This window comes from Verrucomicrobiota bacterium (assembly GCA_016871675.1).
GTDB lineage: Bacteria > Verrucomicrobiota > Verrucomicrobiia > Limisphaerales > VHCN01 > VHCN01.
Map to the genome: position 1 here is coordinate 23724 of VHCN01000022.1, position 23303 is coordinate 47026.

Annotated in this window: 20 protein-coding genes; 9 read left to right on the plus strand and 11 right to left on the minus strand. The window is 66.2% G+C overall.

All coding sequences use genetic code 11. The features are described 5' to 3' along the window. Positions 1-1321: 1321 nt before the first annotated feature. On the minus strand, positions 1322-2338 hold the full coding sequence (gene aroF / locus FJ386_06955) for a 3-deoxy-7-phosphoheptulonate synthase (GenBank protein MBM3876441.1): 1017 nt from the start codon (positions 2336-2338) through the stop codon (positions 1322-1324). 291 nt (positions 2339-2629) lie between these two features. Here aroF and FJ386_06960 point away from each other — a divergent pair, with 291 nt between their 5' ends. After that, positions 2630-3604 (plus strand): hypothetical protein, encoded by a 975-nt coding sequence (locus FJ386_06960; GenBank protein MBM3876442.1) that lies wholly within the window; start codon positions 2630-2632, stop codon positions 3602-3604. On the opposite strand, the gene FJ386_06965 is transcribed toward FJ386_06960, so the two are convergent. From FJ386_06965 to FJ386_06975, 3 genes are all read right to left on the minus strand, one after another. Next, positions 3601-3927: an integration host factor subunit beta gene (locus FJ386_06965; GenBank protein MBM3876443.1), complete on the minus strand. Its 327-nt coding sequence runs from the start codon at positions 3925-3927 to the stop codon at positions 3601-3603. The two genes, FJ386_06960 and FJ386_06965, sit on opposite strands and share 4 nt — an antisense overlap. Positions 3928-4137: 210 nt before the next feature. Then, entirely contained in the window at positions 4138-5517 is a 1380-nt protein-coding gene (locus FJ386_06970) for an arylsulfatase (GenBank protein ID MBM3876444.1), read from the minus strand. A gap of 208 nt (positions 5518-5725) precedes the next feature. After that, complete coding sequence (locus FJ386_06975) at positions 5726-6124, minus strand: hypothetical protein (GenBank protein ID MBM3876445.1); 399 nt, start codon at positions 6122-6124, stop codon at positions 5726-5728. Positions 6125-6282: 158 nt separating this feature from the next. Here FJ386_06975 and FJ386_06980 point away from each other — a divergent pair, with 158 nt between their 5' ends. The 8 genes from FJ386_06980 (at position 6283) to FJ386_07015 (ending at position 16118) form a co-directional block, all read left to right on the plus strand. Further along, positions 6283-6570 carry a hypothetical protein gene (locus tag FJ386_06980; GenBank protein ID MBM3876446.1) on the plus strand — a complete coding sequence of 96 codons (288 nt, stop codon included), beginning with the start codon at positions 6283-6285 and terminating at the stop codon, positions 6568-6570. 2 nt (positions 6571-6572) lie between these two features. Beyond that, positions 6573-6974, plus strand: a complete 402-nt coding sequence (crcB, locus tag FJ386_06985) for a fluoride efflux transporter CrcB (protein MBM3876447.1) — start codon at positions 6573-6575, stop codon at positions 6972-6974. A gap of 128 nt (positions 6975-7102) precedes the next feature. Further along, the gene (locus FJ386_06990) at positions 7103-11119 is read left to right on the plus strand and encodes a hypothetical protein (protein ID MBM3876448.1); all 4017 of its coding nucleotides are present in this window, start codon (positions 7103-7105) and stop codon (positions 11117-11119) included. A 107-nt stretch (positions 11120-11226) separates the two neighbouring features. Then, positions 11227-12216, plus strand: coding sequence for a hypothetical protein (locus FJ386_06995; protein MBM3876449.1), 990 nt, complete (start codon positions 11227-11229; stop codon positions 12214-12216). Further along, positions 12213-13763 (plus strand): molybdate ABC transporter substrate-binding protein, encoded by a 1551-nt coding sequence (gene modA / locus FJ386_07000; protein MBM3876450.1) that lies wholly within the window; start codon positions 12213-12215, stop codon positions 13761-13763. The genes FJ386_06995 and modA overlap by 4 nt, the downstream gene beginning before the upstream one ends. 15 nt (positions 13764-13778) lie before the next feature. Next, positions 13779-14564 (plus strand): ABC transporter permease subunit, encoded by a 786-nt coding sequence (locus FJ386_07005; GenBank protein MBM3876451.1) that lies wholly within the window; start codon positions 13779-13781, stop codon positions 14562-14564. Positions 14565-14571: 7 nt separating this feature from the next. After that, the gene (locus tag FJ386_07010) at positions 14572-15213 is read left to right on the plus strand and encodes an ABC transporter ATP-binding protein (GenBank protein MBM3876452.1); all 642 of its coding nucleotides are present in this window, start codon (positions 14572-14574) and stop codon (positions 15211-15213) included. A gap of 119 nt (positions 15214-15332) precedes the next feature. Beyond that, a complete protein-coding gene (locus FJ386_07015) occupies positions 15333-16118 on the plus strand; it encodes a HesA/MoeB/ThiF family protein (GenBank protein MBM3876453.1) in 786 nt (261 codons plus the stop codon). On the opposite strand, the gene FJ386_07020 is transcribed toward FJ386_07015, so the two are convergent. From FJ386_07020 to FJ386_07050, 7 genes are read right to left on the minus strand one after another with little or no spacing between them, the layout of a single operon-like run. After that, positions 16108-17925 (minus strand): arylsulfatase, encoded by a 1818-nt coding sequence (locus tag FJ386_07020; GenBank protein MBM3876454.1) that lies wholly within the window; start codon positions 17923-17925, stop codon positions 16108-16110. The genes FJ386_07015 and FJ386_07020 overlap by 11 nt on opposite strands. A gap of 21 nt (positions 17926-17946) precedes the next feature. Further along, on the minus strand, positions 17947-19335 hold the full coding sequence (locus FJ386_07025; GenBank protein ID MBM3876455.1) for an arylsulfatase: 1389 nt from the start codon (positions 19333-19335) through the stop codon (positions 17947-17949). Between the two features lie 15 nt (positions 19336-19350). Continuing rightward, positions 19351-19563 carry a hypothetical protein gene (locus FJ386_07030; GenBank protein ID MBM3876456.1) on the minus strand — a complete coding sequence of 71 codons (213 nt, stop codon included), beginning with the start codon at positions 19561-19563 and terminating at the stop codon, positions 19351-19353. Beyond that, positions 19560-21035: a sulfatase gene (locus FJ386_07035; GenBank protein MBM3876457.1), complete on the minus strand. Its 1476-nt coding sequence runs from the start codon at positions 21033-21035 to the stop codon at positions 19560-19562. The genes FJ386_07030 and FJ386_07035 overlap by 4 nt, the downstream gene beginning before the upstream one ends. A gap of 11 nt (positions 21036-21046) precedes the next feature. Further along, complete coding sequence (locus FJ386_07040; protein ID MBM3876458.1) at positions 21047-22036, minus strand: hypothetical protein; 990 nt, start codon at positions 22034-22036, stop codon at positions 21047-21049. Positions 22037-22084: 48 nt separating this feature from the next. Continuing rightward, positions 22085-22342, minus strand: a complete 258-nt coding sequence (locus FJ386_07045; GenBank protein ID MBM3876459.1) for a hypothetical protein — start codon at positions 22340-22342, stop codon at positions 22085-22087. Between the two features lie 43 nt (positions 22343-22385). Further along, positions 22386-23045, minus strand: coding sequence for a hypothetical protein (locus tag FJ386_07050; GenBank protein ID MBM3876460.1), 660 nt, complete (start codon positions 23043-23045; stop codon positions 22386-22388). Positions 23046-23303 lie beyond the last annotated feature (258 nt).

A 23303-nucleotide genomic window follows, 5' to 3' on the forward strand; every position in this document is an offset into this window, starting at 1 on the left:
TCCGAACAGACGCGCCAGTTGCTCAGGGGCGCCACCAACGCGGAGTCCTCAAACCCGATGCTCCGGAAGCTGCTCGCCGCGGACCTCGACCGCATCATCCGCACCCAGCCCCTTTACGAGCCGCAGCGGTTCGCCGGCACCGTGGTGCATCCCGAAGTGCTGCGGATGGTTTCCGAATCCCCGCACGGCAAGGCATTCATCCGGCTCAACCGCCGGCTGCTCGACGACGCATTCCCGACGGAACTCTCGCGCGGATTCGAAGGCGATCCGAAATTCTCGCGTGACGACGACGGGCAGAAGGCCTTCAGCAAGCTGCGCAGCGCGATCGCCGGCGTCTACTACTGGCGCATCAACCACCACGCGGGCAACCCGGCGCTTCAGGAGAAGATGATCCGCGAAGCCGAGTTCGCCTTCAAACAGGCTTACGCGTTCTGCCCGTTCAGCCCGGAGGCGCTCTTCCGCTACACGAACCTGCTCATCAGCAAGGCCAACATGGAGGCCGGCCGCGGCAACGCCCCGGGCTGCCTCAACCTCGTGGACGACGCCATCCGTCTCGCGCAGACATTCATCCGGCTCGACCCGGCGAATCAAAGCGCGCGCGACCTCGAGAGAAACCTCCGCGAGATGCGCAAACAGTTCGACGCCGGAATCACCGCGCAGAACAGGGCGCGCTCGCAAGTCTCGCAACTCGCGGCGCAACAGCAGGCCAACCCCACGAACTTCCAGGCCGCGCTCCAACTCGTGCAACTCTACGCCGGCATGGGTGACACCAACCGCGCCTATTCCGTCATGGACCCGTTCCTCATCAGCCCCGGGTCCGATGTCTCGACACTGCTCACGCTGAGCGATCTCTACGGGCGGATGGGCAACACGGCGCGGCGTTCGCAAGCCGCGCTGAAGGCCGTGCAGGTGGGCGAACACATCCTCACCACGCCGAACCCCGACCCCGCCTCGCTGATGTTGCTCGCCCAAGCCTACAACATGGCGTTCGACATGCGGAACTCGAACAGCATCCTGAAACTCGAACAGGTGATGCTGCGCTTCAATCGCGCCGCGCCGGACAATCCCGAGGGACTCTACGATCTCGCAGCCATCCAGGCGGCGCTCTCGAAGCACGACGAAGCCGTCGCCACGCTCACGCATGCCATCCGGTTGAGCGACGCGCGCCTGCTGACCAGGGCGACAAACGTCAACGACCTGCGCCGGCTCGCGGGCACTGATGCCCGGTTCGGCCCGCTGGCGACGAATGCCGCATTCCGCCAGGCGCTCGCGCCGAAGTGACCGGAGGCCGGCGTTCTTCCCGGAAGCCGCGGCGCCCTGGCTACTCCCTGCCCGCCGCCGCGATGAAGGGCTTGAGTTCCTCCATCAACTTCGCGAAGCCGTCGAGCGTGAGCTGCTGCGCGCCGTCGCTCCACGCCTCCGCCGGGTTCGGATGCACCTCGATGAGCAGCGCGTCCGCGCCCATCGCGACCGCGCCCTTGCACAGCGAGCCGACGAGGTCCGAGCGGCCCGTGCCCTGGCTCGGGTCCACCACCACCGGGCAGTGCGACTCGCGCTTGATGATCGGCACGGCGGAGAGGTCGAGCGTGTTGCGCGTGTAGTTCTCGAACGTGCGGATGCCGCGCTCGCAGAAGAGCAGGTTCGGGTTTTCGTTCGAGAGCACATACTCGCCGGCAAGCAGCCATTCCTCGATGCGCATCGCGAGCCCGCGCTTGAGCAGCACCGGCCGCCCCGTGCGCGCGGCGGCGATGAGCAACTGGAAGTTCTGCGCGTTGCGCGCGCCGATCTGAAGCACGTCCGAGTATTCGGCCACGAGTTCCGCGTGTTCCTCGGACAGCAGTTCCGTGATCACCGGCAGTCCCGTCTCGCGGCGCGCCTTGGCGAGCAGCTTGAGACCCTTCAAGCCCAATCCCTGGAATTCGTAGGGCGACGTGCGCGGCTTGAACGCGCCGCCGCGCAGGAGGGTTGCGCCCGCCTGTTTCACGGCGTGCGCGGTGGCGAGCAGTTGCTTCTCGCTTTCGACGGAGCACGGGCCGGCCATCACCTGCAACTTGCGCCCGCCGATGACCACGCCGCGGCCGACCGTGACCGTGGAGTTGGCCGGGTGCGCCTCGCGGCTGACGAGCTTGAAGCGCTTCTGAATCGGCGTGACGCTCTCGACCTGCGGCCACGCGGTGAGCGTCTCGAGGTTGTGGTGCGTGCGCTCATCGCCGATTGCGCCGATCACGGTGCGCTCGACGCCGCGCATCACGTGCGGCCGGTAGCCGAGCTTGCGGATTTCGGACAGGACGGCGGACTCCTCCTTGCGGGAGATCCGGGGCTTGAGGACGATGATCATGGTGGCTTTCTCTTGGTTCGGAATCGGGACGCCGGGATTCGACAAAAAAGCCGCAGGCAATCACCTGCGGCATCGGGATGTTCTGGGTTTAACTCAGCGCAGCCGGGGACGCAGCGGGACGGGACGGAAGCAAAACCCGCCCGACCCTGCGCGCCAAAATCCAAACCGGGAACCGCTGTTCACGGGGCGGACGTTTGCAGAGAGCCGCCGCCCCGTCAATGCCACAGATGCCCGCGTCTTCTCCGCGCCCGCTTGACCCGCGCCGCCGGGCCACTACACTCGCGCATCGAGATGACACGCGTGCAGGACATCATCGCTTTGTTGGGCACGGCCGTTGGGCTGACCGCGACCGCCGCAGCCGCGCCGCCCGTCGAGGTCAACCGCATCATCGCAAAGGTGAATGACTCGGTGATCACGGAGAAGGACGTGCGCGGCTTCGTGGAGCCAACCCTGCGAGTCATCCAACGCCAGTTCGCGAACCAGCCGGGCGTGTTCGCGCAACGGGCCTCGGAGCTGTGGCGCGCCGGAATCGACGAACTCATCAACCGGCAGCTCGTTCTCGACGACTTCAAGAAGTCCGGCCTGGTGCTGCCGGAGGCTGTCATCGATGACTTCATCGCCTCGCGCATCAAGGAGCAATACACGGATCGTGCGACGCTCACCAAGACCCTCCAGGCCGACGGCACCACCTACGAGAGCTTCCGCCAGAACCTGAAGGAGAGCTTCATCGTGGAGCAGATGTATCTCCGCAACATCTCCTCGGCCATCATCATTTCACCGTTCAAGGTCGAGACCTACTACCGCGAGCACACGAATGATTTCAAACTGCCCGACCAGGTGCACATTCGCGTCATCGCGCTCAACAAGGCCGGCCCGGCGGACACGGCGCGCCCGCGCCTTGCTCGCGAACTGCACGGCAAGCTCAAGGAAAACCAGCCGTTCGCGGACCTCGCGAAAGTCTACTCCGACGGCTCGCAACGGGACGCGGGCGGCGACTGGGGCTGGGTGGAGTTGTCCGTGCTGCGCAAGGAACTCGCCGACGCGGCGCGCGGTCTCAAGCCGGGCCAGCACAGCGACGTGATCGAGACGGCGGATGCCTGCTACTTGCTGAAACTCGAAGCCGTCCGGACGTCGCACATCAAGCCGCTTGCCGAAGTGCGTGCCGAGATCGAGAGGGTGCTGGCGGATCAGGAGCGGGCGCGCCTTCAAAGGCGCTACATCGAGCGGTTGCGCAAGACGGCTTTCCTGCGCTACTTCCCGGATTAGGCGGGCGGCGCGGGAGGCGGCGCGGCGGCGGGCTTCGGCGGGGAGAGCTTCAACACCGACTCGCGCATTTCCTTGCCGGGCTTGAATTTCACCACCGCGCGCGACGGAATGGGCACGTCACGCTCCGGCGAATTCGGATTCCGCCCGATGCGCGCCTTGCGCACCTTCACCTCAAACACGCCGAAGTTGCGCAGTTCCACCGTGTCGCCCTTCGCGACGGCTTCCGAGATGTGGTCAAGCGTCTTCTGCACCACGTCGAGCACGTGCTGCTGAATCAGCCCGGTTTCTTCGCTGATGCGAACGACGATGTCTCGCTTGGTCATAATGGGCCGAACAAGTTGCGCTCTCGCTGTAGTGTCTCGCGGCTTGAAGGTGTTGTAACTTCCGGCCCTCCAACGGTCAAGCACGGGGTTTCCCGCGCAAATCCACAAGTCGCAGCCCGCTTCCGCCGGAAACCACCTCGATGCCGCGTCCCAACGCCGTCGTCCTCCGGGTAACCCCTGCCGTCCGCGGTTCTCCAACCAACTCCGCGGTCAGGCCTGCGCCTTCTTCCTGGCCTTGCCCTTCGCCTTGCCGGATTCGGGCGCGGGGCTGTCGAGCCTGGCGGGGCGGGCGTCGCGATAGCGGTCGAGCGCGGATTGCAACAACTTCACCGCGGCTGCAGCGTCGCCGTCGAGTCTGCCCGTCTTTGCGTCGATCGGATTCTTCTCCGCGGCGTCCTTCTCGATGTCGAAGAATTCGCCAGTGCGATACAACTTGAAGCGGTGGTTGAACGCGAATTCCTTGACCGCAAGTTCCGCGCCCTGTCGTGGCGAATACCACGAGTAAATCCACTCGCGCCGCGTGGACTTCTCGCCGCGCAACTGCGGAAGAAAACTGCGCCCGTCGATCTGGAGTGCCGCCGGCACCTCGGCTCCCGCCGCGGCGCAAATCGTCGGCAGGATGTCCGTGCTGTCCACGAGTTCGCGGCTGACCGTGCCGGGCGCGATCCGGGCAGGCCAGCTCGCGATGAGCGGCACGTGCATGCCGGCGGCCGTGGTCGTTCCCTTGCCTCCGATCACGACGCGGTCGGCCATGTTGGAAGGCGTGCCGCGCCCGGTGCCGTTGTCCCCGAGGAAAAGAATGAGCGTGTTCTCCCGCAACCCGAGCGCGTCGAGCTTGGCGACGAGCTTCCCGACAAGCTTGTCCATGTAGGTAACCATGTCGCCGAAGTGCTCGGGCTTGCGGTTCACCGCCTCGCCGACGGCCTTCGGATCCCACGCGTTGCTGTCGGGAGTGGCCTGGTAGGGGCTGTGCGTGAGCATCATCGGGTAGTAGAGGAAGAACGGCTCGCCCTTCTTGCGGGTGATGAAGTCCAGCGCGTAGTCGTTCACGAGGTCGGGGCCGTATTCGCCGTTGCTGTAGTCCTTCTCGAGGCCGTTGATTTCGAGTCCGGGATTCGCGTAGCGCGGCGGCCGGCGCGTGTGCTGCCAGAGGCAGGCTTCGTCGAAGCCAAACTTGCGCGGCAACGCGGCGTCCTGCCCCAGTTGCCACTTGCCCGCGATGCACGTCGCATAGCCCGCCTGCTTGAGGATGTTGCCCAATGTGACCACCTGCGGGTCGAGGTGGCCGAAGCGCACGTAGTTGCGGACGTTGTAAATGCCGGACATGAGTTGCACGCGCGTGGGCGTGCAGAGCGGTTGCACGAAGCAGTGCGTGAACCGCGCGCCCTTCGCGGCGAGTCCATCGAGCACGGGCGTCTTGTAGGAAGTCCCGCCATTCGCGCCGATCGTTTCGTAGCCAAGGTCGTCCGCGAGGATGACGATCAAGTTGGGACGCGTCGCCGCGGGGCCGGTGCACGCCAGGCCCAGCAGCAGGGCGGCTACGGCAGTGCGGAGGAAACAAATGCGATGGAAGGTTGCGATGAAGTTCATGGAGGCGATTACTCCACGTGGACGCACCGAGGGCTTCGATTGTTACGGAGCGTCACCCGTCGAGGCCAGTCTTGCGCGTGGCTGGCAAAGGTGCCGAGCGCGAACACGCCCAAGACGAGCGCGAGGGACGGAGCGAGGGAGGAGTCCATGTTTCTGGGTGCAGCCAGCACGGGAACACCGTTGATCGCGCCTGGTTGCCCGGCTTGGCTTACTGCGGCGCCCCGGGTTTCGGCGCATCGCCCGAAGTGACTTTTCCCCTTGGCAGGTTCGCCTTCACTTCACCGTTGAATAGCGCGGCGCAGACTTCATCTGCGCTCTGCACGCGCATGTTGAGCACTTCGGCAGCGTCAAGCGGGAGGTCGGCATGGGCGGTGTGGAACAGCCACTTCACGGCGCGCGGGAAACACGCGGCGATTTTCACCGGCCCGCCGTCGGCGAGGCGCTTGAGCGAAGCATCCTGCCGCGCGCTCATTTCGCAGAGGTCGGCCACGGCGTCGAACGCCACACCCGAGTCGGCGAGCTTGCGGAGCACGGCCGCCTTCACCTCGGGCGGCACGACCTGGGCGTATTGGCAGTGACAGTAAAGGATGCGCGGTGCGTCGGCCATGCGCGAGAAGGCTACCGGCGTTCAACGCCAATGCCAACGTCGTGTTGCGCCCGCTGACACACCGCGCGCCACCATTTGCGAGCCCAAACAAACCTGCCGATTTCCAAAAGTCGTGCGTGACCGCGTTGCGAAGCTCTGTCACTCTTCATTCAATCCAGATGCGCCACACGTCACAATCTACGCCCGCCAGTGCCTGCGCGGCGAGGTCGCGCTCGCTCGTGCGGGCGGTCAATCGCGGGCTCAAGGACGGCCCCGAAGTCGTGCTCGAGACCCGGGACATTCAATCCTTCCTTACCAACGGAGCGGCGGTGGATGGCATTGACGTGATGAGATTGCTGCGGACGCTCGCCACCCGGCAGCATTGGAACGTGTTCGTCTTCGACCACGGCGCGCTGGTGCGGATCAGCGGGCAGCCGCGTTCGGCGCGAGCCGTTGCCAAGTCTTGAACATGGGTGCGGCGGCTTTGTGGGTTTTCATCGGCGGCGGGCTTGGCAGCCTCGCGCGCTGGGGCGTGTCCGCCTGGATGGCCCGCCAGTTCGGGCTCGGTTTTCCGCTCGGCACGCTCTTCGTCAACGCGACGGGATCCTTCTTCATCGGCCTCGTGGCCGCGCTCACCGGACCCGACGGGCGCTGGCTCGCGCCCTTCTCCTCGCGGCAATTCATGGTCGCCGGACTTTGCGGCGGATACACCACGTTTTCGTCGTTCAGCCTCGAGACGCTTGACCTCGCGCAGGAAGGCCGCTGGATGACCGCCGCGCTGAACGCGACGGGTTCGTTCGTGCTCTGCATGCTCGCGGTCTGGCTCGGCCACACGATTGGCATGGCGTTGAACGCCTCGAAGGGCCGGTAACTTCGAGTCAGCCCGCGCGTCTATCGCGGCGATCTCTGCTTGCCGCCCGGGCGCATTTCCCGTTTGTGCGGCGCGCGGCGGTTGTGTGTAATCCCGATGAAGCCGGACCCAGCCGAAAGAACTCCCTCATGAATCCCCTTTCACTCTCGCGATTCGCACGCCACGCCGCGGGCATCCTCGTCACGACCTTCGCGTTCACCATCAACGCCCCTGCCGCGCCCGGCGACGCCGGCGCCCAGGCGACCGCCCGCGCCATCCTCGATGCCACGGGTGTGAAGGGCGGCTTCGTCGTGCACCTCGGCGCGCTCGATTGGAATCTTACGGCGGCGCTGCGCGCAAATTCGAGTTACCAGGTTCACGCCCTTTTCAAGGATCCCACGACCGTCGCCGCTGCGAGGCAGGGCATCCGCCAGCTTGGCGCTTACGGCGACGTCTCGGCGGACGAGTTCAGCGGCGGCTCGCTGCCTTACATCGACAACCTCGTGAACCTCCTCGTCGCGGAAGACTTGCAGGGGGTGAGCCTCGAGGAAGTCAAACGCGTGCTCGTGCCGAACGGCGTCGCTTACGTGCGGCGGGGCGGCGCGTGGCAGAAGACGGTGAAGTCGAAGAATCCCGGCCTCGACGACTGGACGCACTATTTTTACGACGCGAAGGGCAACGCCGTCTCCAAGGACACGATCGTCGCGCCACCGGAGCGCTTGCAATGGGTCGCAGGCCCGCGCTGGTCGCGACATCACGACCGCATGTCGAGCGTCAGCGCACAAGTCACGAGCGGCGGACGGATGTTCTACATCATGGACGAAGGCTCGCGAGTCTCGATCCTCCTTCCCGCGAAGTGGAATCTCATCGCCCGCGACGCCTTCAACGGGACGATGCTCTGGAAACAGCCGATTGACGAATGGAACACGCACCTCTGGCCGCTCAAGTCCGGTCCCACGCAGCTCTCGCGCCGGCTCGTCGCGGACGGCGACCGGCTCTTCGTCACGCTCGGCATCCGCGAGCCGGTGACACAGCTCGACGGTGCGACGGGCAAAATCCTCCGCACCTACGAAGGCACGAAAGGCGCCGAGGAAATGCTGCACGTCAACGGCACGCTCTTCGTCATCGTGAACACGAACCCGTGGCACCTCGACCAGTTCGCGGTGAAGCAGCAGAGCGACCAGAAGCGCGTCGAGACTGAATTCAACTGGGACGAAAAGCCGCGCGACCTTCTCGCGGTCGAGGCGGCCTCCGGCAAAATCCTCTGGAAGAAGCCCGCCGCGAAGATCGCACCGCTCACCCTCGCCGCCGACGGCAGGCGCGTCATCTTCCACGACGGCGACAAGATCATCAGCCTCGACGCCGCGAAAGGCTCCGAGCAATGGGCGAGCACGAAAGCCACGAAGCGGCAGCTTTTCGAGTTCAACTACGGCCCGCGCGTGCTGCTCACGGGCGACACGGTGCTCTACGCCGGTGGCGACGGCTCCATGAAGGGACTCGACGCCATCTCGGGCAAGGAACTCTGGACGGCGCCGCACGAGAAATCCGGCTACCGATCGCCCGAGGATCTCATCGTCGCCGGCGGACTCGTGTGGAACGCGGGCACGCTTTCCGGCGGGCAAACGGGTGAGTTCAAGGGCCGCGACCCGCGCACGGGCGAGATCAAGCGGCAGTTCGCGCCCGATGTGCCGCCCGGCACCTACTGGTTCCATCACCGCTGTTACATCGCGAAGGCCACGGAGCAATTCCTCATCCCGTCGCGCACGGGCATCGAGTATGTGGACCACGAGAAGAAGCACTGGGACCTCAACCACTGGGTTCGCGGCGCGTGCCTCTACGGCGTGCTTCCCGCCAACGGACTCACCTACGCCGGCCCGCACAACTGCGCGTGCTATCCCGAGGCGAAGCTCGACGGCATGAACGCGCTCGCGCCCGGCTCCAACTCGCCGCATCCGGCGCCAGTCTCCGACGAGCAGCGCCTCGTGAAAGGCCCGGCCTATGGCGCGACCATCGCAGGCGTGGCCGACCCGTTCGACTGGCCGACCTATCGCCACGACAACGCCCGCAGCGGCTACTCCGCGCAACCGCTCGCCGACGACCTCAAGAAGTCCTGGGAACTCCGCCTCGGTGGACCGCTCTCCGCCGTGACCATCGCGGACGGCAAGCTCTTCGTCTCGCAAGTGGACCGGCACACGCTCCACGCGCTCGACGCTGCAACGGGCGCGCCCGCGTGGACGTTCACCGCCGGCGGCCGCGTGGATTCACCGCCGACGTATTGGAAGGGCCGCGTGCTTTTCGGGTGCAAGGACGGCCGCGTGTATTGCCTGCGCGCGAGCGATGGGGCGCTCGTGTGGCGCTTCCAAGCCGCGCCGAATGAGCGGCGGCACTTCGCGTTCGACCAGCTCGAATCGGTGTGGCCCGTGCACGGCAGCGTGCTCGTCGAAAACAACGTCGTCAGCTTTGTCTCCGGCCGCAGCGTGTTTCTCGACGGCGGGCTGCGGTTCTTCCGGCTCGACGCCGCGACGGGCAAGAAACACGTCGAGCAGGTTTACAACGAGATTGATCCCGAGACCGGACGCGACTTTCAAGAGCGACACAAGACGCTGCAAATGCCCGTCGGCCTGAACGACATCCTGTCGAGCGACGGCAAGTGGACCTTCCTGCGCTCGCAGAAGATCGCCGCCGACGGCAGGCGCGTGGACATCGGCCCCATCAGCGCCAACGCGCCCGAACAAGGCGCGGCGCAACAGGGCGATGGCAAGCACATCTTCGCGCCCATGGGTTACCTCGATGACTCATGGTTCCACCGCAGCTACTGGGTTTACGGCAAGAACTTCGCCGGTGGCCACAACGGCTACTTCCAGGCCGGCAAAAACACCCCCACCGGGCGCATCCTCGTCTTCGACGACAAGAACGTCTACGCCTACGGCCGCGAATCGCAGTATCATCGCTGGACCACCACGCTGGAACACCAGCTCTTCTCCACGCCGCGCGACATCGCCGAGACCGTGAAACCGCCGCCCGTGGACCCAAACGCGACCGCGAGCGCGAAAGGCAAGAAAGGCAAGGCCACTGCCGCGGCCGCCACGACGCCGGGTGCCAGCGGCACGGTGGATTTTCAAAACCCCGCGAAGCTCGATGCAGCCGGCAAGCCGTTCACCATCGAGCTGTGGACGATGCTCGATGGCGCGGATGGCGCTCTCGTTTCGCACGGCGCAGGCTTGAACGGCTACGCACTCACCGTCACGGGCGGGAAACTCTCGTTCCACATTCGCAGCGCGCAATCGCTCGCCTCAGCCACCTCGAAGGTTGCGCTTTCCGAGGGCTGGCATCACATCGCGACCGTGCTCGGCGCGGACAAGAAGGTGAAACTCTACGTGGACGGCGCACTCGCGGCCGAAGCCGATTCGCAACTCATCGCAGTCGCTCCGAAACAGGGCCTGCGCCTCGGCGGCGACACGAGCGCCGTGACCGGCGGCGCGCTGGCAGGTTCGTTCAGCGGCATGCTCGACCAGTTCGCGATTTATCACCGCGAACTCGGCGCCCAGGAGATTTCCACGCGCGCTGCGATGGCCACGCCCGCGAAGCCCGCGGCGGGAGCCGTGCTGTTCAGCTCATTCGACAACGGCGACGCGCGCGACGAATCCGGCAACGGCTTGCACGGCGTATCGGCCGGCGTGGACAGCGGCAAAGGCAAGGTCGGCGGCGCGCTGTGGTTCCGCAAGGGCCCTGCCGCTGCCCCCGCACCGGCCGTGGCCTCGAATCCCAATCCCGGCGCACAACCCGCGAAGAAAGCCGCGGGCGGCGGCATTTTCTTCAAGCCCGAATGGGGACGCTACGTGCCCGTCGTCACGCGCGCGATGGCGATGTCCGGCAAGACCATCCTGCTCTCCGGCCCACCCGACGTGCTCGATGAGGAATACGCCTTCGAGCGCCTCTCGCAAAAGGACACGTCGATCTTCCAACAGTTGAAAGATCAGGACGACGCGCTCGAAGGCAAGAAAGGCGGCCGGCTCTGGGCGGTCTCGATGACCGACGGCTCCCAGAAGTCCGAGGTGGATTTGCAGAGCCCGCCGGTCTGGGACGGCATGGCGGTCGCCCAAGGCCGCCTCTTCATTGCGAGCATGGACGGCGTGGTCCGCTGCTTCGGAGTGCCCAAGAAATGAAAACGGAGGGAATGGAACCGAAGCAAACGAATGCAACGACGGTCTGGCCGGATTCACTTCGTTGCCTTTGTCTCCTTCTGTTCCTCCTCTGCCTCTGTCCCGCTTCCGTGGCGCACGCCTGCTCCATCCCCGTCTTCCGCTACGCGCTCGACCGCTGGCACGCGGACCCGTTTCGCCTCGAACTTCCCGCCGGGTTCAAGCCCGACGACACCCTCGCCAAGTTCTTCCGCAATCTCGGCGCCGATTCTCCGATCAACCTCGACGTGCAGAACCGCGACACCCCCGGCTCGCATCCGCGGCTGCTTTTTCCTGCGGGCCCGTCGGGTCCGGCCCCACAGCTGTGGGAAGGCAGGCTCACTCCCGACACCCTCGCATCCCTCACCGACTCGCCTGCGCGTCGCGAAATCTCGGATCGCATCCTCGCGGGCGAGTCCGCCGTGTGGGTGCTGGTGGAATCCGGCAATCAGGCGGCCGACGACGCGCTCGTTCTGCGGGTCGAGAAGCGGCTGCGCTTTCTCCAGTCCATCGCGCAGCTGCCGCGCATCGACCCAAGCGACCCAACAAGCAAGCTCGGCCCCGGCCCCGGGCTCAAGGTAAAGTTCTCGCTCTTGCGCATACCTTCCGCGAACCCGCAATCCGAGGCCCCCTTCCTCAAGATGCTCGCCGGTCCAAAACCGAATCCCGCGCTCACAGGCAGTTCGTGGCTCGCCGCCGTGTTCGGTCGGGGCCGCGTGCTCGGCGCATGGCCCGCGGCGGAACTGGGTGATGAACAAATCGAGGAGGCGTGCCTCTTCCTGCTCGGCGCGTGCTCGTGCCAGGTCAAACGCCAGAATCCCGGCTGGGACCTGCTGCTCCACGTGAATTGGGACAAGCAGCTCGCCGCCGCCGAACAACGGAAACTCGAAGCAATTCCCGCCGCTGCCGCGACTCCTCCCGTTGCCGAGCCTGCCGCCGCACCTGAAACCGTGACCATCAACGCCGAACCCGCTGCCCCGGCGACGGACCCGCGCCCGACTCCGTGGCTCGCACCAGCGGCCGCGGCGTTCGTTGTGCTCGCGCTTCTGGTCGCGTGGCGGCAACGTTCGGGCGCGCCATGAAATCCCTCGCCGCCATCCTGCTCGCGATCGCCGTCGCGCTCGGCGCGATCGCGTTGCTCAACCGCAGCGGTTCCTCCGGCTCCGGCTCCGGCCCGACCCCAACCGCGCTGATGGTCTTCTGCGCCGCGGGACTGAAGCCGCCCGTCGAGTCCGCCGCCGAGGCATACCGGCGTGAAACGGGCGTGCAGGTTCAAATGCAGTTTGGAGGCTCCGGCACGCTGCTCAGCCAGATTCGGGTTGCGAAGCTCGGCGACCTCTACCTCGCGGCCGACGACGCCGCGATCGCGGACGCCCGCAAGTTCGACACGATCCGCGAAGTCATTCCCCTCGTCCGGCAGACACCCGTGATCGCAGTCCGCGCGGGCAACCCCAAGTCCATCCGCGCGCTCGCGGACCTGTTGCGCGAGGACGTCCGCGTCGCTCTCGCGAACCCCGAGGCCGCGAGCATCGGCAAGGCAACCCGCGCGGCTGCGGGCGACATGTGGCCCGCGCTCTCCGCCCGCGCCGCCGTGATGAAGCCCACCGTGACCGAGATCGCCAACGACTTGCAGATCGGCGCCGTGGACGCCGCAATCGTGTGGGACTCGACCGTGCCACAGTTCAAAGGACTCGGGTCCGTGGCCGTTCCCGAACTGAACCAGCGCGCCGAGAACGCAAGCGCCGCACTGCTGGTTGCAAGCAAACAGTCGCAAGCCGCGCTCAAGTTCGCTCGCTACCTCGCCGCGCCGGAAAAGGGCGGCGCAATCTTCGAGAAGCACGGTTTCAAGCCGTTGCGCGGCGACAAGTGGGCCGCGAAGCCCGAGCTCATCCTTTACAGCGGCGGCGTGAACCGCCTCGCGATCGAGAATTTGCTCAAGCAGTTCGCCGAGCGCGAAGGCACCAGCATCACGACTGTGTTCAACGGCTGCGGCGTGCTTTGCGCGACCATGAAGACGATGGGCGACGCGAGCGCGCCACGATTTCCCGACGCCTACTACGCGTGCGACCTGTGCTTCGTGCCGCCGGTCGCGGCGTTTTTCCCCGAGGCCGTGATACTGACCGAGACCGACATCGGCATCGTCGTGAAGAAAGGCAACCCGCGCGACGTGAAGACCCCCGCCGACCTCGCGCAGCCCGCGCTCAAGGTCGGCCTGTGCAATGCGGACCAGTCCACGCTCGGTTACATGACGCGCGGGATGCTGAAGTCGTCCGCAATCTGGGACGCCATCCGCAAGAACGTCGTGGTCGAGGTGCCGACGGCGGACTTTCTCATCAACCAGATGCGCGCCGGCGGGCTCGACGCCGCCATCGTGTATCGGGTGAACGCGCAACCGCAGGCGGAACACCTCGAGTTCATCCCCATCCAGCACGCGGGCGCGAAAGCCGTGCAGCCGTTTGCGGTGCGCAGCGGCTCGCCGAACCGCCAACTCGCGACGCGGTTGCTGGAGTTCCTGAAGGCCAATCGCGGCGACTTCGAGGCGGCGGGCTTTCTCTGGCGCGGCAACGAAGCCCCGGTGAAAAGCAGCGGCATCGAAGTGCCGGCTTGGCTGCGCGAGACGAACAAGTAACAGCCTGCGCGCGACATGAGCCGGCGGCCCCTTTCCAGTTTCTGGCTTCTCCTCGGCCTCCTCACGGGCGGCTACCTGCTGTTCATCGTCGCGATGCTCGCTGCGACGGCGAGCTACAGCACTCCGGCGAAACTGTTCGAGGCGCTCGGCTCACGCGAGATCCGCTTCTCCATCGTCCTGAGCCTCGCAACATGCACGGCGAGTGCGCTGCTGTCACTGCTGCTCGCGGTGCCGGTCGGTTATTTGCTCTCGCGCGGCCGATTCCACGGCAAGGCGCTGCTCGATGCCGCCGTGGACATCCCCATCGTGCTGCCGCCGATGGTCGTGGGATTGTGCCTGCTCATTCTCTTCCAAACGCCGCTCGGCCGGTGGACCGACGACCACATGCTCCGCTTCACCTACACAGTTTATGGCGTGGTGCTCGCCCAGTGCGTCATCGGCGCGGCCTTCGCGATCCGCACGATGCGCGGGACGTTCGACCACTTGTCGTCGCGTCCAGAGGACGTGGCGATGACGCTCGGTTGCACGCGCGGTCAGGCCGTTTGGCTGGTCAGTCTTCCGGCGGCGAAGCGAGGAATGTTCGCCGCGGCGAGCATCGCGTGGGCGCGGAGCCTCGGCGAGTTCGGCCCGATCCTCGTCTTCGCGGGCGCGACCCGCATGAAGACGGAGGTGCTGCCGACGTCCGTGTGGCTCGAGTTGAGCGTGGGAAATCTGGAAGCCGCCGTGGCCGTGAGCCTGCTGATGGTCGCGATGGCGATGCTCGTGCTCGGCGCGGTGCGCGTCGCCGGCGAGCGCGTCTGACCGGAACATGATCCGCCTCGAAAACATCTCATGGCACGCGGGCGCGTTCCGGCTCGAACACGTGTCGTTCACCGTGCCCGCGGGAAGTTACGGCGTGCTGATGGGCCGCACCGGTTCGGGCAAGACGACGCTCGTGGAAATCATCTGCGGCCTTCGCACCGCACAGGGCGGACGAGTATTCATCGGCGACCGCGACGTGACGCAACTCGCCCCCGGCGGACGAGGGATCGGTTATGTGCCGCAGGATGGCGCGATGTTTCCGACGATGACGGTGCGCGAGCAGCTGGGTTTCGCTCTTGCCATCAGGCACAGGCCCGCCGCCGAAATCGCGGCGCGCGCGAATGAACTTTCCCAGCACCTCGGCATCGCGCACCTGCTCGACCGCAAGCCGGATGGGCTCTCGGGAGGCGAACGCCAGCGGGTCGCCCTCGGACGCGCGCTCGCTGCGAAACCCGCGGTGCTGCTGCTCGACGAACCGCTCTCCGCCCTCGACGAGGAAATGCGCGACGAGATGGGCGCCCTGCTCAAGCGCACCCAGCGCGAGTTGAAGCTCACGGCGCTTCATATCACGCACAGCAGCCGCGAAGCCGCGCAGTTGGCCGACGGGGTGCTGAAGCTTGACGGAGGAAAGGTTGTCTCGGACGGATGAAGGTTTCAGTATTCAGTGTTGAGGCGGAGATCAAAACCGCCGGGAGCATCGCCGCGACCGTCGCCGTCGGGTTCCGGGACTGACTTTCAAACAATGAATACTGCGCCAATCGCCGCCGCATGAGCCTGCCCCAACTGACCGCCGCCGAGCGTGCCACCTACGAGTGGCAGATGTGGCTGCCCGGATTCGGCGAGACGGGCCAGCGCAAATTGAAGGCGGCCTCGGTGCTCATCTCGCGCGTCGGCGGGCTCGGCGGCATCGTGGCATATCAGCTTGCGGCGGCAGGCGTGGGCAGACTCGTGCTCGCGCATGCGGGCAACCTCAAGCCGAGCGACCTCAACCGGCAGCTTCTGCAGAAACATGCGCGCATCGGACTGCCGCGCATCGAGACCCTCGCCGAGCGGTTGAAGGAACTGAACCCGCGCCTCGAGATCGTCGCAGCCGGCGAGAATGTCACGGATGCGAACGCGCGGTCGCTGGTCGCGCAAGCCGACGTGGTCGTGGACGCAGCGCCGTTGTTCGAAGAACGGTTCGCCCTGAACGCCGAAGCCTTCGCACAGGGCAAGCCCATGGTCGAATGCGCGATGTTTGCGCTGGAAGCGCAGCTCACCACGTTCATTCCCGGCCGCACCGGCTGCCTGCGCTGCCTCGTCCCCGAGAAGCCCCCGCACTGGAAGCGCGAATTCCCCGTGCTCGGCGCGGTCTCCGGCACCATCGGCTGCCTCGGCGCGGTGGAAGTGGTGAAGCTCCTCACCGGGCTCGGCAAACCGCTGGCGGGCGTCCGGCTCGTAATGGACCTCGGCGCGATGGAGTTTCGCCGGCTGAGGTTTGCAGCCCGTGCCGGCTGCCCGGTTTGCGGCGAAGCGAAGAAATCGCGCCGCATTCGCGCCCGGACTACTTCGTGAGCGTGAGCGTGACCTGGCGCACGTCCATCACGCTCGCGCCGGGAATTTCAAGGGCGCGGAGCGTGAGGACTCCCCTGCCCCTTTCGAGCTGGATCGTCCCGAGGTTCAGCGGTCGAAACTCCTTCATCTGCGATTCGCCGGGCGGACGGGCGATCGTGTCCTGGTTCGTGTAGAGCGGTGGGTTCCACACGGCCGGGACTTTTCCCGTGAGCTTGCTGCGGTTGTGGCTCAACTCGACGATCGCCCCGGCGTCGGCCGCCGTGTGGAGTATGGCCACCTCGTAGTTGCCCGCCGTGGCCACTTCGACATCCCAGGTGATCTTGTCGTCCGCGGATTTCCAGTTCACGAAATAGGAGCAATTCGGCGCGCCCGCGCTCCGCCTGATGCCGCCATGCGCGAGGCCGTCGCGCGCGGGAAGCGGCGTGATGGGAAACGTCGCGCCGCCCGCGCCAACGGGATGCGGCCGGTCGTCGGGAGGAAGTCCCCCGCCCTTCGTCTTGCCCTTCGCGTTGGGCGCAGGCGCAGTGGTGGGTCCCAGCACATCGCGGCGCCAGTCCGCAACGGCCGCGGCAAACCTCGCGGCGACCTCGGGTTTCGCCGCGGCAATGTTCGTCGTCTGGCCGGGGTCAGCCGCCATGTCGAAGAGTTCGCCAGAATTGCTGAGTCGGTATTGCTGGGATCGCGCGCTCACGTTTCCGTTCTGGTGCGAGAAGATGGTGCGGTCCGGCCACGCGCGCCGGCGCGCCCCGAGAAGCAGGTTGGCGAGGTTCATGCCGTCGAGCGGCTTGTCGCCGGCGCGGGGGATGCCTGCAAGGGCGGTGATCGTGGGCAGCAGGTCGATGGCCCCGGCGATTTCGTGCACCTTTGTGCCGGGTTGGATGCGGGCTGGAAAACGAATGAAGCAAGTCGAGCGCACGCCGCCCTCGTCCGTCGAGCCCTTGCGGCCCTTCATCCCGCCGTTCCAACGCCACGAGTTCGGACCGTTGTCGGAGAAGTAGATCACGATGGTGTTGTCCGCGAGCTTGAGTTCATCGAGTCGTTTCAGCACGCGGCCCACGTTGCGGTCGAGATTTTCGACCATCGCGAGTGCGCAGCGCGTGTGGTCGAGATCCTCGGGGTCGCCGGCCTTCGCGCGCATGCCGACCGGCGAGTCTTTGAACCGGTTCCAATCCTCTTGCGGCACGGCCCACGGCGAATGCGGTGTGTTGTAAGGCACGTAGCAGAACAACGGCCTGGCCTTGTTGCGCTCGATGAAGTCGAGCGCGCGCGAGGTCAGGTCGTCGGCAATGAACCCCTTTCCACGCACCGGTTGGCCATTGTGTTCGAGCGGCGGGTCGAAGTATTCGCCCCAATGGCCCGAGGTGAAGCCGTGGTATTCATCGAAGCCGCGGGCGTTCGGGTGATACGGCCACTGCGAGCCGTTGTGCCACTTGCCGAACGCCCCCGTTGCGTAACCCGCGGCCTTGAACGCATCCGCGATTGTTTTCTCGTCTGCGTTCAACCGCTCCAGGCCCGTCGAGACGCCACGCACGCCGCCACGCGGATGGTAGCGCCCCGTGAGAAACTCCGCGCGCGTCGGCGCGCACACCGGGCACACATAGAACCGGTCGAGCACCGCGCCGCCCCGACCGATGGAGTCGATGTTCGGCGTGCGAAGGTTCGTGTTGCCGTTCAGCGAGTAATCGCCCCAGCCGGAATCATCCGCGAGAAAGATGACGACATTGGGGCGGGGCGGCGGCTCGACCGGGGCTGCGGACACACCCGGCGCGGCGAGGCAAAGCAGCAGGAGCCATCGAAGTGCGGTCATGGTGCGGCAAGGGTTGCGGACTCAATCTTTCGCCACGGCGTCACGGTCGCGCGCGGAGATCCCGTCGAGGCGGCGTTTCATCTCGGCGAGCATCTCGGGCTTCTCGGCCGCGAGGTTCTTCGTTTCACCGGGATCGGAGGCGAGGTTGAAGAGTTCCTCGGTCGGTTGCGGCGCGGCCTTGTCCGCGTTGGCCTTCTGCTTGTTCGGACGTTGGTCCACGCCTTTGCGCACGACGAGCTTCCAGTCGCCATGCCGGACCATCTGTGCGCGGTAACCGGGCTCGGCGGAATAGAGCGTCCGCACGGGCCACGCCTTCTCCTGCTGTGCGAGCACGGGCCAGATATTCGCGCCGTCCCACTTGAGGTCGCCCTCGGGCTTCGCGCCGGCGAGGGCGCAGAGCGTGGGCATCCAATCCACTGCGTGCAGTGGCGTGTGGATGTCCGCCGGCTTGAGCTTCGCGGGCCAGTGCACGAGGCCCGGCGTCCGAATGCCTCCCTCGTAAATGGTCGTCTTGTGGCCGCGCCACGGTTTGTTGTCGTTGCCGACTTTGAGTTTGCCGTAATCGCCCGGATACGGGCCGCCCTGGTTTTCGCTTGGACCATGCGCGCCGTTGTCGCTGACGAAAATCACGAGCGTGTTCTCGCGAACCTGCCTTCGGTTCAGCGCGGCAAGCACCTGCCCGACGGCATCGTCCAGGTGTGAAGCGCACGCCGCGCGGAGCCGGTCGCCGGGGTCCGCGAGGTGCGAGTTCGTCTGCAGCCACTTCTCCGGCTCGCCGATCGGCACATGGATCGCCGTGAACGGGATGTAGAGGAAGAACGGCTTCGCGCCGCGCTGCTCGATCCAATTCACCGCCTCGCGCGCGATGAGGTCCGTCACATGGCCTTCCTCCTCGATCAGCCGGCCGTTGCGATGCCATGTGCGCTGGAAGGGTCCGTCCTTGTAGAGGTGCGTGTATGGCGTGACGCCGCCCGCGAGCGAGCCGTAGCCGTGATCGAAGCCGAACTTCTGCGGGCCTTCCTCCGGCTTCGAGCCGAGGTGCCACTTGCCCGTGATGCACGTGTCGTAGCCGGCTGACTTGAGCGCGCGGGCGACGGTGACGGTGTCCCACGGCAGCGCGCGCGGATTCTGCGCCGCGGTCACGCCGAAGCGGCTCGCGAACCGGCCCGTCATCAACGCCGCCCTCGTGGGGCTGCACATCGGGTGCACGTAGTGGGCTTCAAGCCGCACGGAGTTGTACGCGAGTTTTTCGAGGTGCGGCATCTTGTAACTCGATCCGTGCCACGGCACATCAGCCCATCCGAGGTCGTCGGCCATGAACAGCACGATGTTGGGCTGAGTCGCGGCGGACGCGCTCAACGCCGCAGCGCCAAGCGCAATGACGGTGCGAAGGAATATCGCGGGCTTCATTTCTTCTTCCTCTGTTTAGATTTCACGTAGTCGGGCCACTCGGTTTGCCTGCCCTCGGCACCGGCGAACTTCCACGCGGGCCACGTCCTTCGCGCCGAAACACGCGAGGTCGCCGTAGCCCAAGTCATCGCAAAGCACGAGCAGGATGTTGGGCGGCGACCCCGGGAAGACCGGCAACGCGGCGGCGCGAACGACCGACGCCAGCAAGACGATCCGGGTTCGCTTCATGGATGGCTCGCTTTCGGAAACTGGGAGCGCAACAGCGCCTCGGCTTCGCGCCGCGCGGCCGCCAGTCGCGGCTCGTCCACCACGTTGACCGTCTCGGCGGGCTCGTCCTTCTCCTCATAGAGCTCGCGCGCGATGGTCTCGCCGGATTTCCAGTCGCGCCATTCGGTGTAACGCACGCGCGCCGTGCGGACGCTCACGCCCATCGCGCGCGGGACTTTCTCGGGTTCTCGATCGAAGTAGGCCGGGCGCGGATGCTGCGTGAACGCGGCGGGCTTGACCGGCTTCGACGGGTCGTTGAGCACGGGAACGAGACTGTGGCCTTCGAGACCCGGCGGCTTGGGCAGGGCACAAAGGTCCACGAGCGTCGGAAACAGGTCCACCAGCTCCGCGAGCGCGCCCGTGCGCCGGCCCGCGTGCTTGGAACCGGGTGTCGCAATGAAGAACGGCACGCGCGCGTCGAGCTCGAAGTTGGAAGTCTTGCCCCACTGCGTGTGCTCGCCAAGGTGATAGCCGTGGTCGCCGACGAAGGTGATGATGGTGCGGTCCGCGGCGCCGCTGCGGTCGAGCGCGTCGAGCACCCTGCCAAGTTGCGCGTCGAGGTAGCTGATGTTCGCGAAGTATCCGTGGCGAATCTCGGCGACCTGCTCCGGGGTGAACGTGACTTGATTCGGCGGGATGCCGCGCAACTCGCGCCCGTCGTGGAAGGCGATGTCGGGCGCGCCCGAAGGCCGCGCGGGATTGAGCGGCGGCAGCTTCGCGCGATCGTAAAGGTCCCAGTATTTCTTCGGCGCATTGAAGGGCGCGTGCGGTTTCCAGAACCCGACGGCGAGGAAGAACGGCCGGTCCTTCACCTCGTCCAGCACACGCACCGCCTCGGCGGCGACGCGCCCGTCGTAGTAAGCCTCGTCCGGCACGTCGCGGCATTCGTAGAGCGGCACGGACGTGTATTGGCGCGGCGAGGGCGAGGCGACGTTCGGCGGCAGCGGACCCGTCACGCGCGCATCGTCCTCGCCGTGCGTGGCGTAGTGCAGGAATTCCGGCGCGCTCCACGAGCGGGCGTCGCCCTTCTCCTTCGTGTGCCAGTTGTGGAAAATCTTGCCGACGCAGCGGGTGTGGTAGCCGTGCTCCTTGAACCACAGCGGCAGCGTGGTCGCGTCGGGATTCAACTCCCGGAAATGCGTTCCGTTGTTCCAAATCCGCAGCGTGTCGGGCCTCCGCCCGGTGAGCATCGAGGAACGCGACGGGTTGCAGACAGCCTGCTGGCAATACGCACGGTCGAATTGCACGCCGCGCCGCGCGAGCCGCGTGAGGTTCGGCGTGAGCGCGGGCGACCCGTAACTGGCGAGGTCCGGGCGAAAGTCATCCGCCATGATGAACAACACATTGGGCTTCGTCGTCGCGCCCACGGAGGTGAAACCGCCAAGCGCGCAGAGGAGCCCGGCGCGAAGGAACAGAGATGTGGCCGGGCGCATAAGGCGATGAGTTAGCGGCGATCCTTCGGTTCGAGATACGCCGTCGGATTGTCGCGCGCGCCACGTGGGTAGAGCTTCTCGGCCGCGGTGGGATTCGCAACGAGCTCGAAGGCGATGCCGAGCGGATAAGCCCCGCGCCGAGGTGTGATGACGCCATTCGCATCCCGGGGAAGGCCGGACGCCATGCCGAGCGCGACCATGTCAAAGCGCGCAAACTTCCCGGCGCGCCGGTCGAATTCCAGCAGGCCGAACAAGCGTGGCTCGTAGCTCGACGGTTCGTCACGCCCGGATTCCGTCAGCGACGCGGAGCCGTCGAGCTGCATCGAGAGCCTGTCGGCGCTGACCTTGGTGATGGCAAGCGCGAACCTCCCTGCGCCGGGTTGTGACCGTGTGAAGGCCGCGCTTTCGGAAAAGCCGCGGCACGGGTCGAGGTGAAAGCGCATCAACCGCAGCGCGAACGAAACCGGGACAGCTTGCGTCTCGCCGACTCGCGGATCCACAGGCACGAGCGCCCGCCACTCGGACTCGGGTATCCACATGAAGTCGTTGTGCGCCTCGGCGAACCGCTCGGCCGCCGATGTGCCCGTGCCCGCGATGAAGTCAGCGTGTCTGGCGTAGCGAAGAGCACCACTTTCCTCCGCGCCAAAGTGACGGTTGAACACGCGGATGACGAGCGCGCCCGCGGGCAGCACAAGCGCCGCGCGTTTCGCATCCATCGGACCCGTGACGTCCACCGACAAGCCACCGGGCTTGCGTTCGCTTTCAGGCAGCGCGTCCCACGACTTGAGCGCCGAGCGGAGGAACTGCTCCATTCCCTGGCCCGGACCGTTGACACTCGTGAGCCGCCGTCCGTCCGCGGTGACGACGCACACCGAACCGGCCGCCGTGGTCGTGACGGACTTTGTCGCGCGGATGAAGTCACCGTCGGCGTCCTTGTATTCGCCGGACTCCTTGCGGGCATCGAGTGCGACCGCGATGAAGCGGTCGCGGACGAGTTGCACCACTTCCTCCTTCCAGATGGACGGCGCACGGCCGGCCGAAGCCGCCGCTCAGCAAACACCGATGGGCGCGCCGCCGGCCCCGGCCCAGATGAGAATGGGCTTGCCCACGGCTGCCGCGCGCTGGCGCGCCTCGGTGAGGCTGAGCGTCCACGGGATCTGCCAGAATCGCTGCTCGCCGGCCTGCGGGCGAATCTGCCGGTGCAAATAGTCAAATCGCCCAGGCGCGAGCCTGTCCGCCTTGGCCGCGGCAAAACCGTTCGCGCCATTCAGCGCGATGAGGGCAAGAAGCGCGAATGGATGACGCATGGCAGGAGCACGGGGTTGCATGGGAAGCGTCCGAGCGTCGGGATCATTTTGCCGCGACCGGCCCGGCGGCGGCTTGCCAGGCCTTCAAGTCCGACAGCAACAGCGACTCTCCGCGCACCACGAAGCGGTAGCCGGTCTTGTCCACGTCGAGTTCCGGGTGGCTGGCTTCGAGCTTCGCACCGTTGTCGGCCTGCACGCAGACCTTCGAGCCGTGAAACTCGATGAGCACGGTGTGCCACTTGCCCGGCGCGAACTTGGCGGCTGTCCTGCCGAGCGGCACGGGCTTGGACGCCGGATCGTTCTTGTCCTTGTCCTTCGTGATGGTCAGCGCCTCCTCGCCGAGGGCGATGCGGAAGAGGTGGCCCTTCGCGTGGTTGAGGCTCACGTTGAATCCCTTCGCGCCGTCCGCCTTGAAGGAGAAGCTCAGAACCGCGTCGCGGATCGGGCGGGCAAGCGTCAACACGGCAGCGTGTTCGTCGGACGCCTTTTCCTTGCCGATGACCGCCCCGTCGCGCACCTGCCAGTCGCCCTTGTTCGCAACCCAGCCCTTCGGGAGCGAAGTCCCGCTGAATTTTTCGTCGGCGATGAGCTTGCCGGGCTTGACGAGCAGGGGCTTGAGGTCGGCGCCTTTCTCCGCGAACGCGCCCACGGTGAGGAGCGCGAGCGCGGTGGCGGACAGAAGGGCCAGAGTGGTGGGCTTCATGATGAGTGAATGTGAAGTGGTTTGGTTGTCGCGTAGCCAGACGCCGCACGCTCCCTGAAGGTTGCCGGCGCGCAAACAGGTTGCCTCATTTCTTGTTCGTTTTCCCGCCCTTCGGCGCAATCGCCTCCGGGTCGCTGAAGGGCGGCTTGTCGAAGGTGCTGCCGTCGCCCGTCACGCGCGGGTCGTTCGCATCTTTGAGCAGCTTCATCAGCCGCTCGGACAGTTCGCGCTTCTTCGCCGCAAACGCCGGGTCTGCGG

What these genes read in the sequence shown, in the direction of transcription:
- FJ386_06970 (MBM3876444.1), bottom strand. Translation starts at nt 5,517, where the DNA reads ATGAACTTCATCGCAACCTTCCATCGCATTTGTTTCCTCCGCACTGCC.
- FJ386_07015 (MBM3876453.1), top strand. Translation starts at nt 15,333, where the DNA reads ATGAGCCTGCCCCAACTGACCGCCGCCGAGCGTGCCACCTACGAGTGG.
- FJ386_06975 (MBM3876445.1), bottom strand. Translation starts at nt 6,124, where the DNA reads ATGGCCGACGCACCGCGCATCCTTTACTGTCACTGCCAATACGCCCAG.
- FJ386_07010 (MBM3876452.1), top strand. Translation starts at nt 14,572, where the DNA reads ATGATCCGCCTCGAAAACATCTCATGGCACGCGGGCGCGTTCCGGCTC.
- crcB (MBM3876447.1), top strand. Translation starts at nt 6,573, where the DNA reads ATGGGTGCGGCGGCTTTGTGGGTTTTCATCGGCGGCGGGCTTGGCAGC.
- modA (MBM3876450.1), top strand. Translation starts at nt 12,213, where the DNA reads ATGAAATCCCTCGCCGCCATCCTGCTCGCGATCGCCGTCGCGCTCGGC.
- FJ386_06965 (MBM3876443.1), bottom strand. Translation starts at nt 3,927, where the DNA reads ATGACCAAGCGAGACATCGTCGTTCGCATCAGCGAAGAAACCGGGCTG.
- FJ386_06990 (MBM3876448.1), top strand. Translation starts at nt 7,103, where the DNA reads ATGAATCCCCTTTCACTCTCGCGATTCGCACGCCACGCCGCGGGCATC.
- FJ386_06960 (MBM3876442.1), top strand. Translation starts at nt 2,630, where the DNA reads ATGACACGCGTGCAGGACATCATCGCTTTGTTGGGCACGGCCGTTGGG.
- FJ386_07035 (MBM3876457.1), bottom strand. Translation starts at nt 21,035, where the DNA reads ATGCGCCCGGCCACATCTCTGTTCCTTCGCGCCGGGCTCCTCTGCGCG.
- FJ386_07045 (MBM3876459.1), bottom strand. Translation starts at nt 22,342, where the DNA reads ATGCGTCATCCATTCGCGCTTCTTGCCCTCATCGCGCTGAATGGCGCG.
- FJ386_07030 (MBM3876456.1), bottom strand. Translation starts at nt 19,563, where the DNA reads ATGAAGCGAACCCGGATCGTCTTGCTGGCGTCGGTCGTTCGCGCCGCC.
- FJ386_07050 (MBM3876460.1), bottom strand. Translation starts at nt 23,045, where the DNA reads ATGAAGCCCACCACTCTGGCCCTTCTGTCCGCCACCGCGCTCGCGCTC.
- FJ386_07005 (MBM3876451.1), top strand. Translation starts at nt 13,779, where the DNA reads ATGAGCCGGCGGCCCCTTTCCAGTTTCTGGCTTCTCCTCGGCCTCCTC.
- FJ386_06980 (MBM3876446.1), top strand. Translation starts at nt 6,283, where the DNA reads ATGCGCCACACGTCACAATCTACGCCCGCCAGTGCCTGCGCGGCGAGG.
- FJ386_07025 (MBM3876455.1), bottom strand. Translation starts at nt 19,335, where the DNA reads ATGAAGCCCGCGATATTCCTTCGCACCGTCATTGCGCTTGGCGCTGCG.
- aroF (MBM3876441.1), bottom strand. Translation starts at nt 2,338, where the DNA reads ATGATCATCGTCCTCAAGCCCCGGATCTCCCGCAAGGAGGAGTCCGCC.
- FJ386_07020 (MBM3876454.1), bottom strand. Translation starts at nt 17,925, where the DNA reads ATGACCGCACTTCGATGGCTCCTGCTGCTTTGCCTCGCCGCGCCGGGT.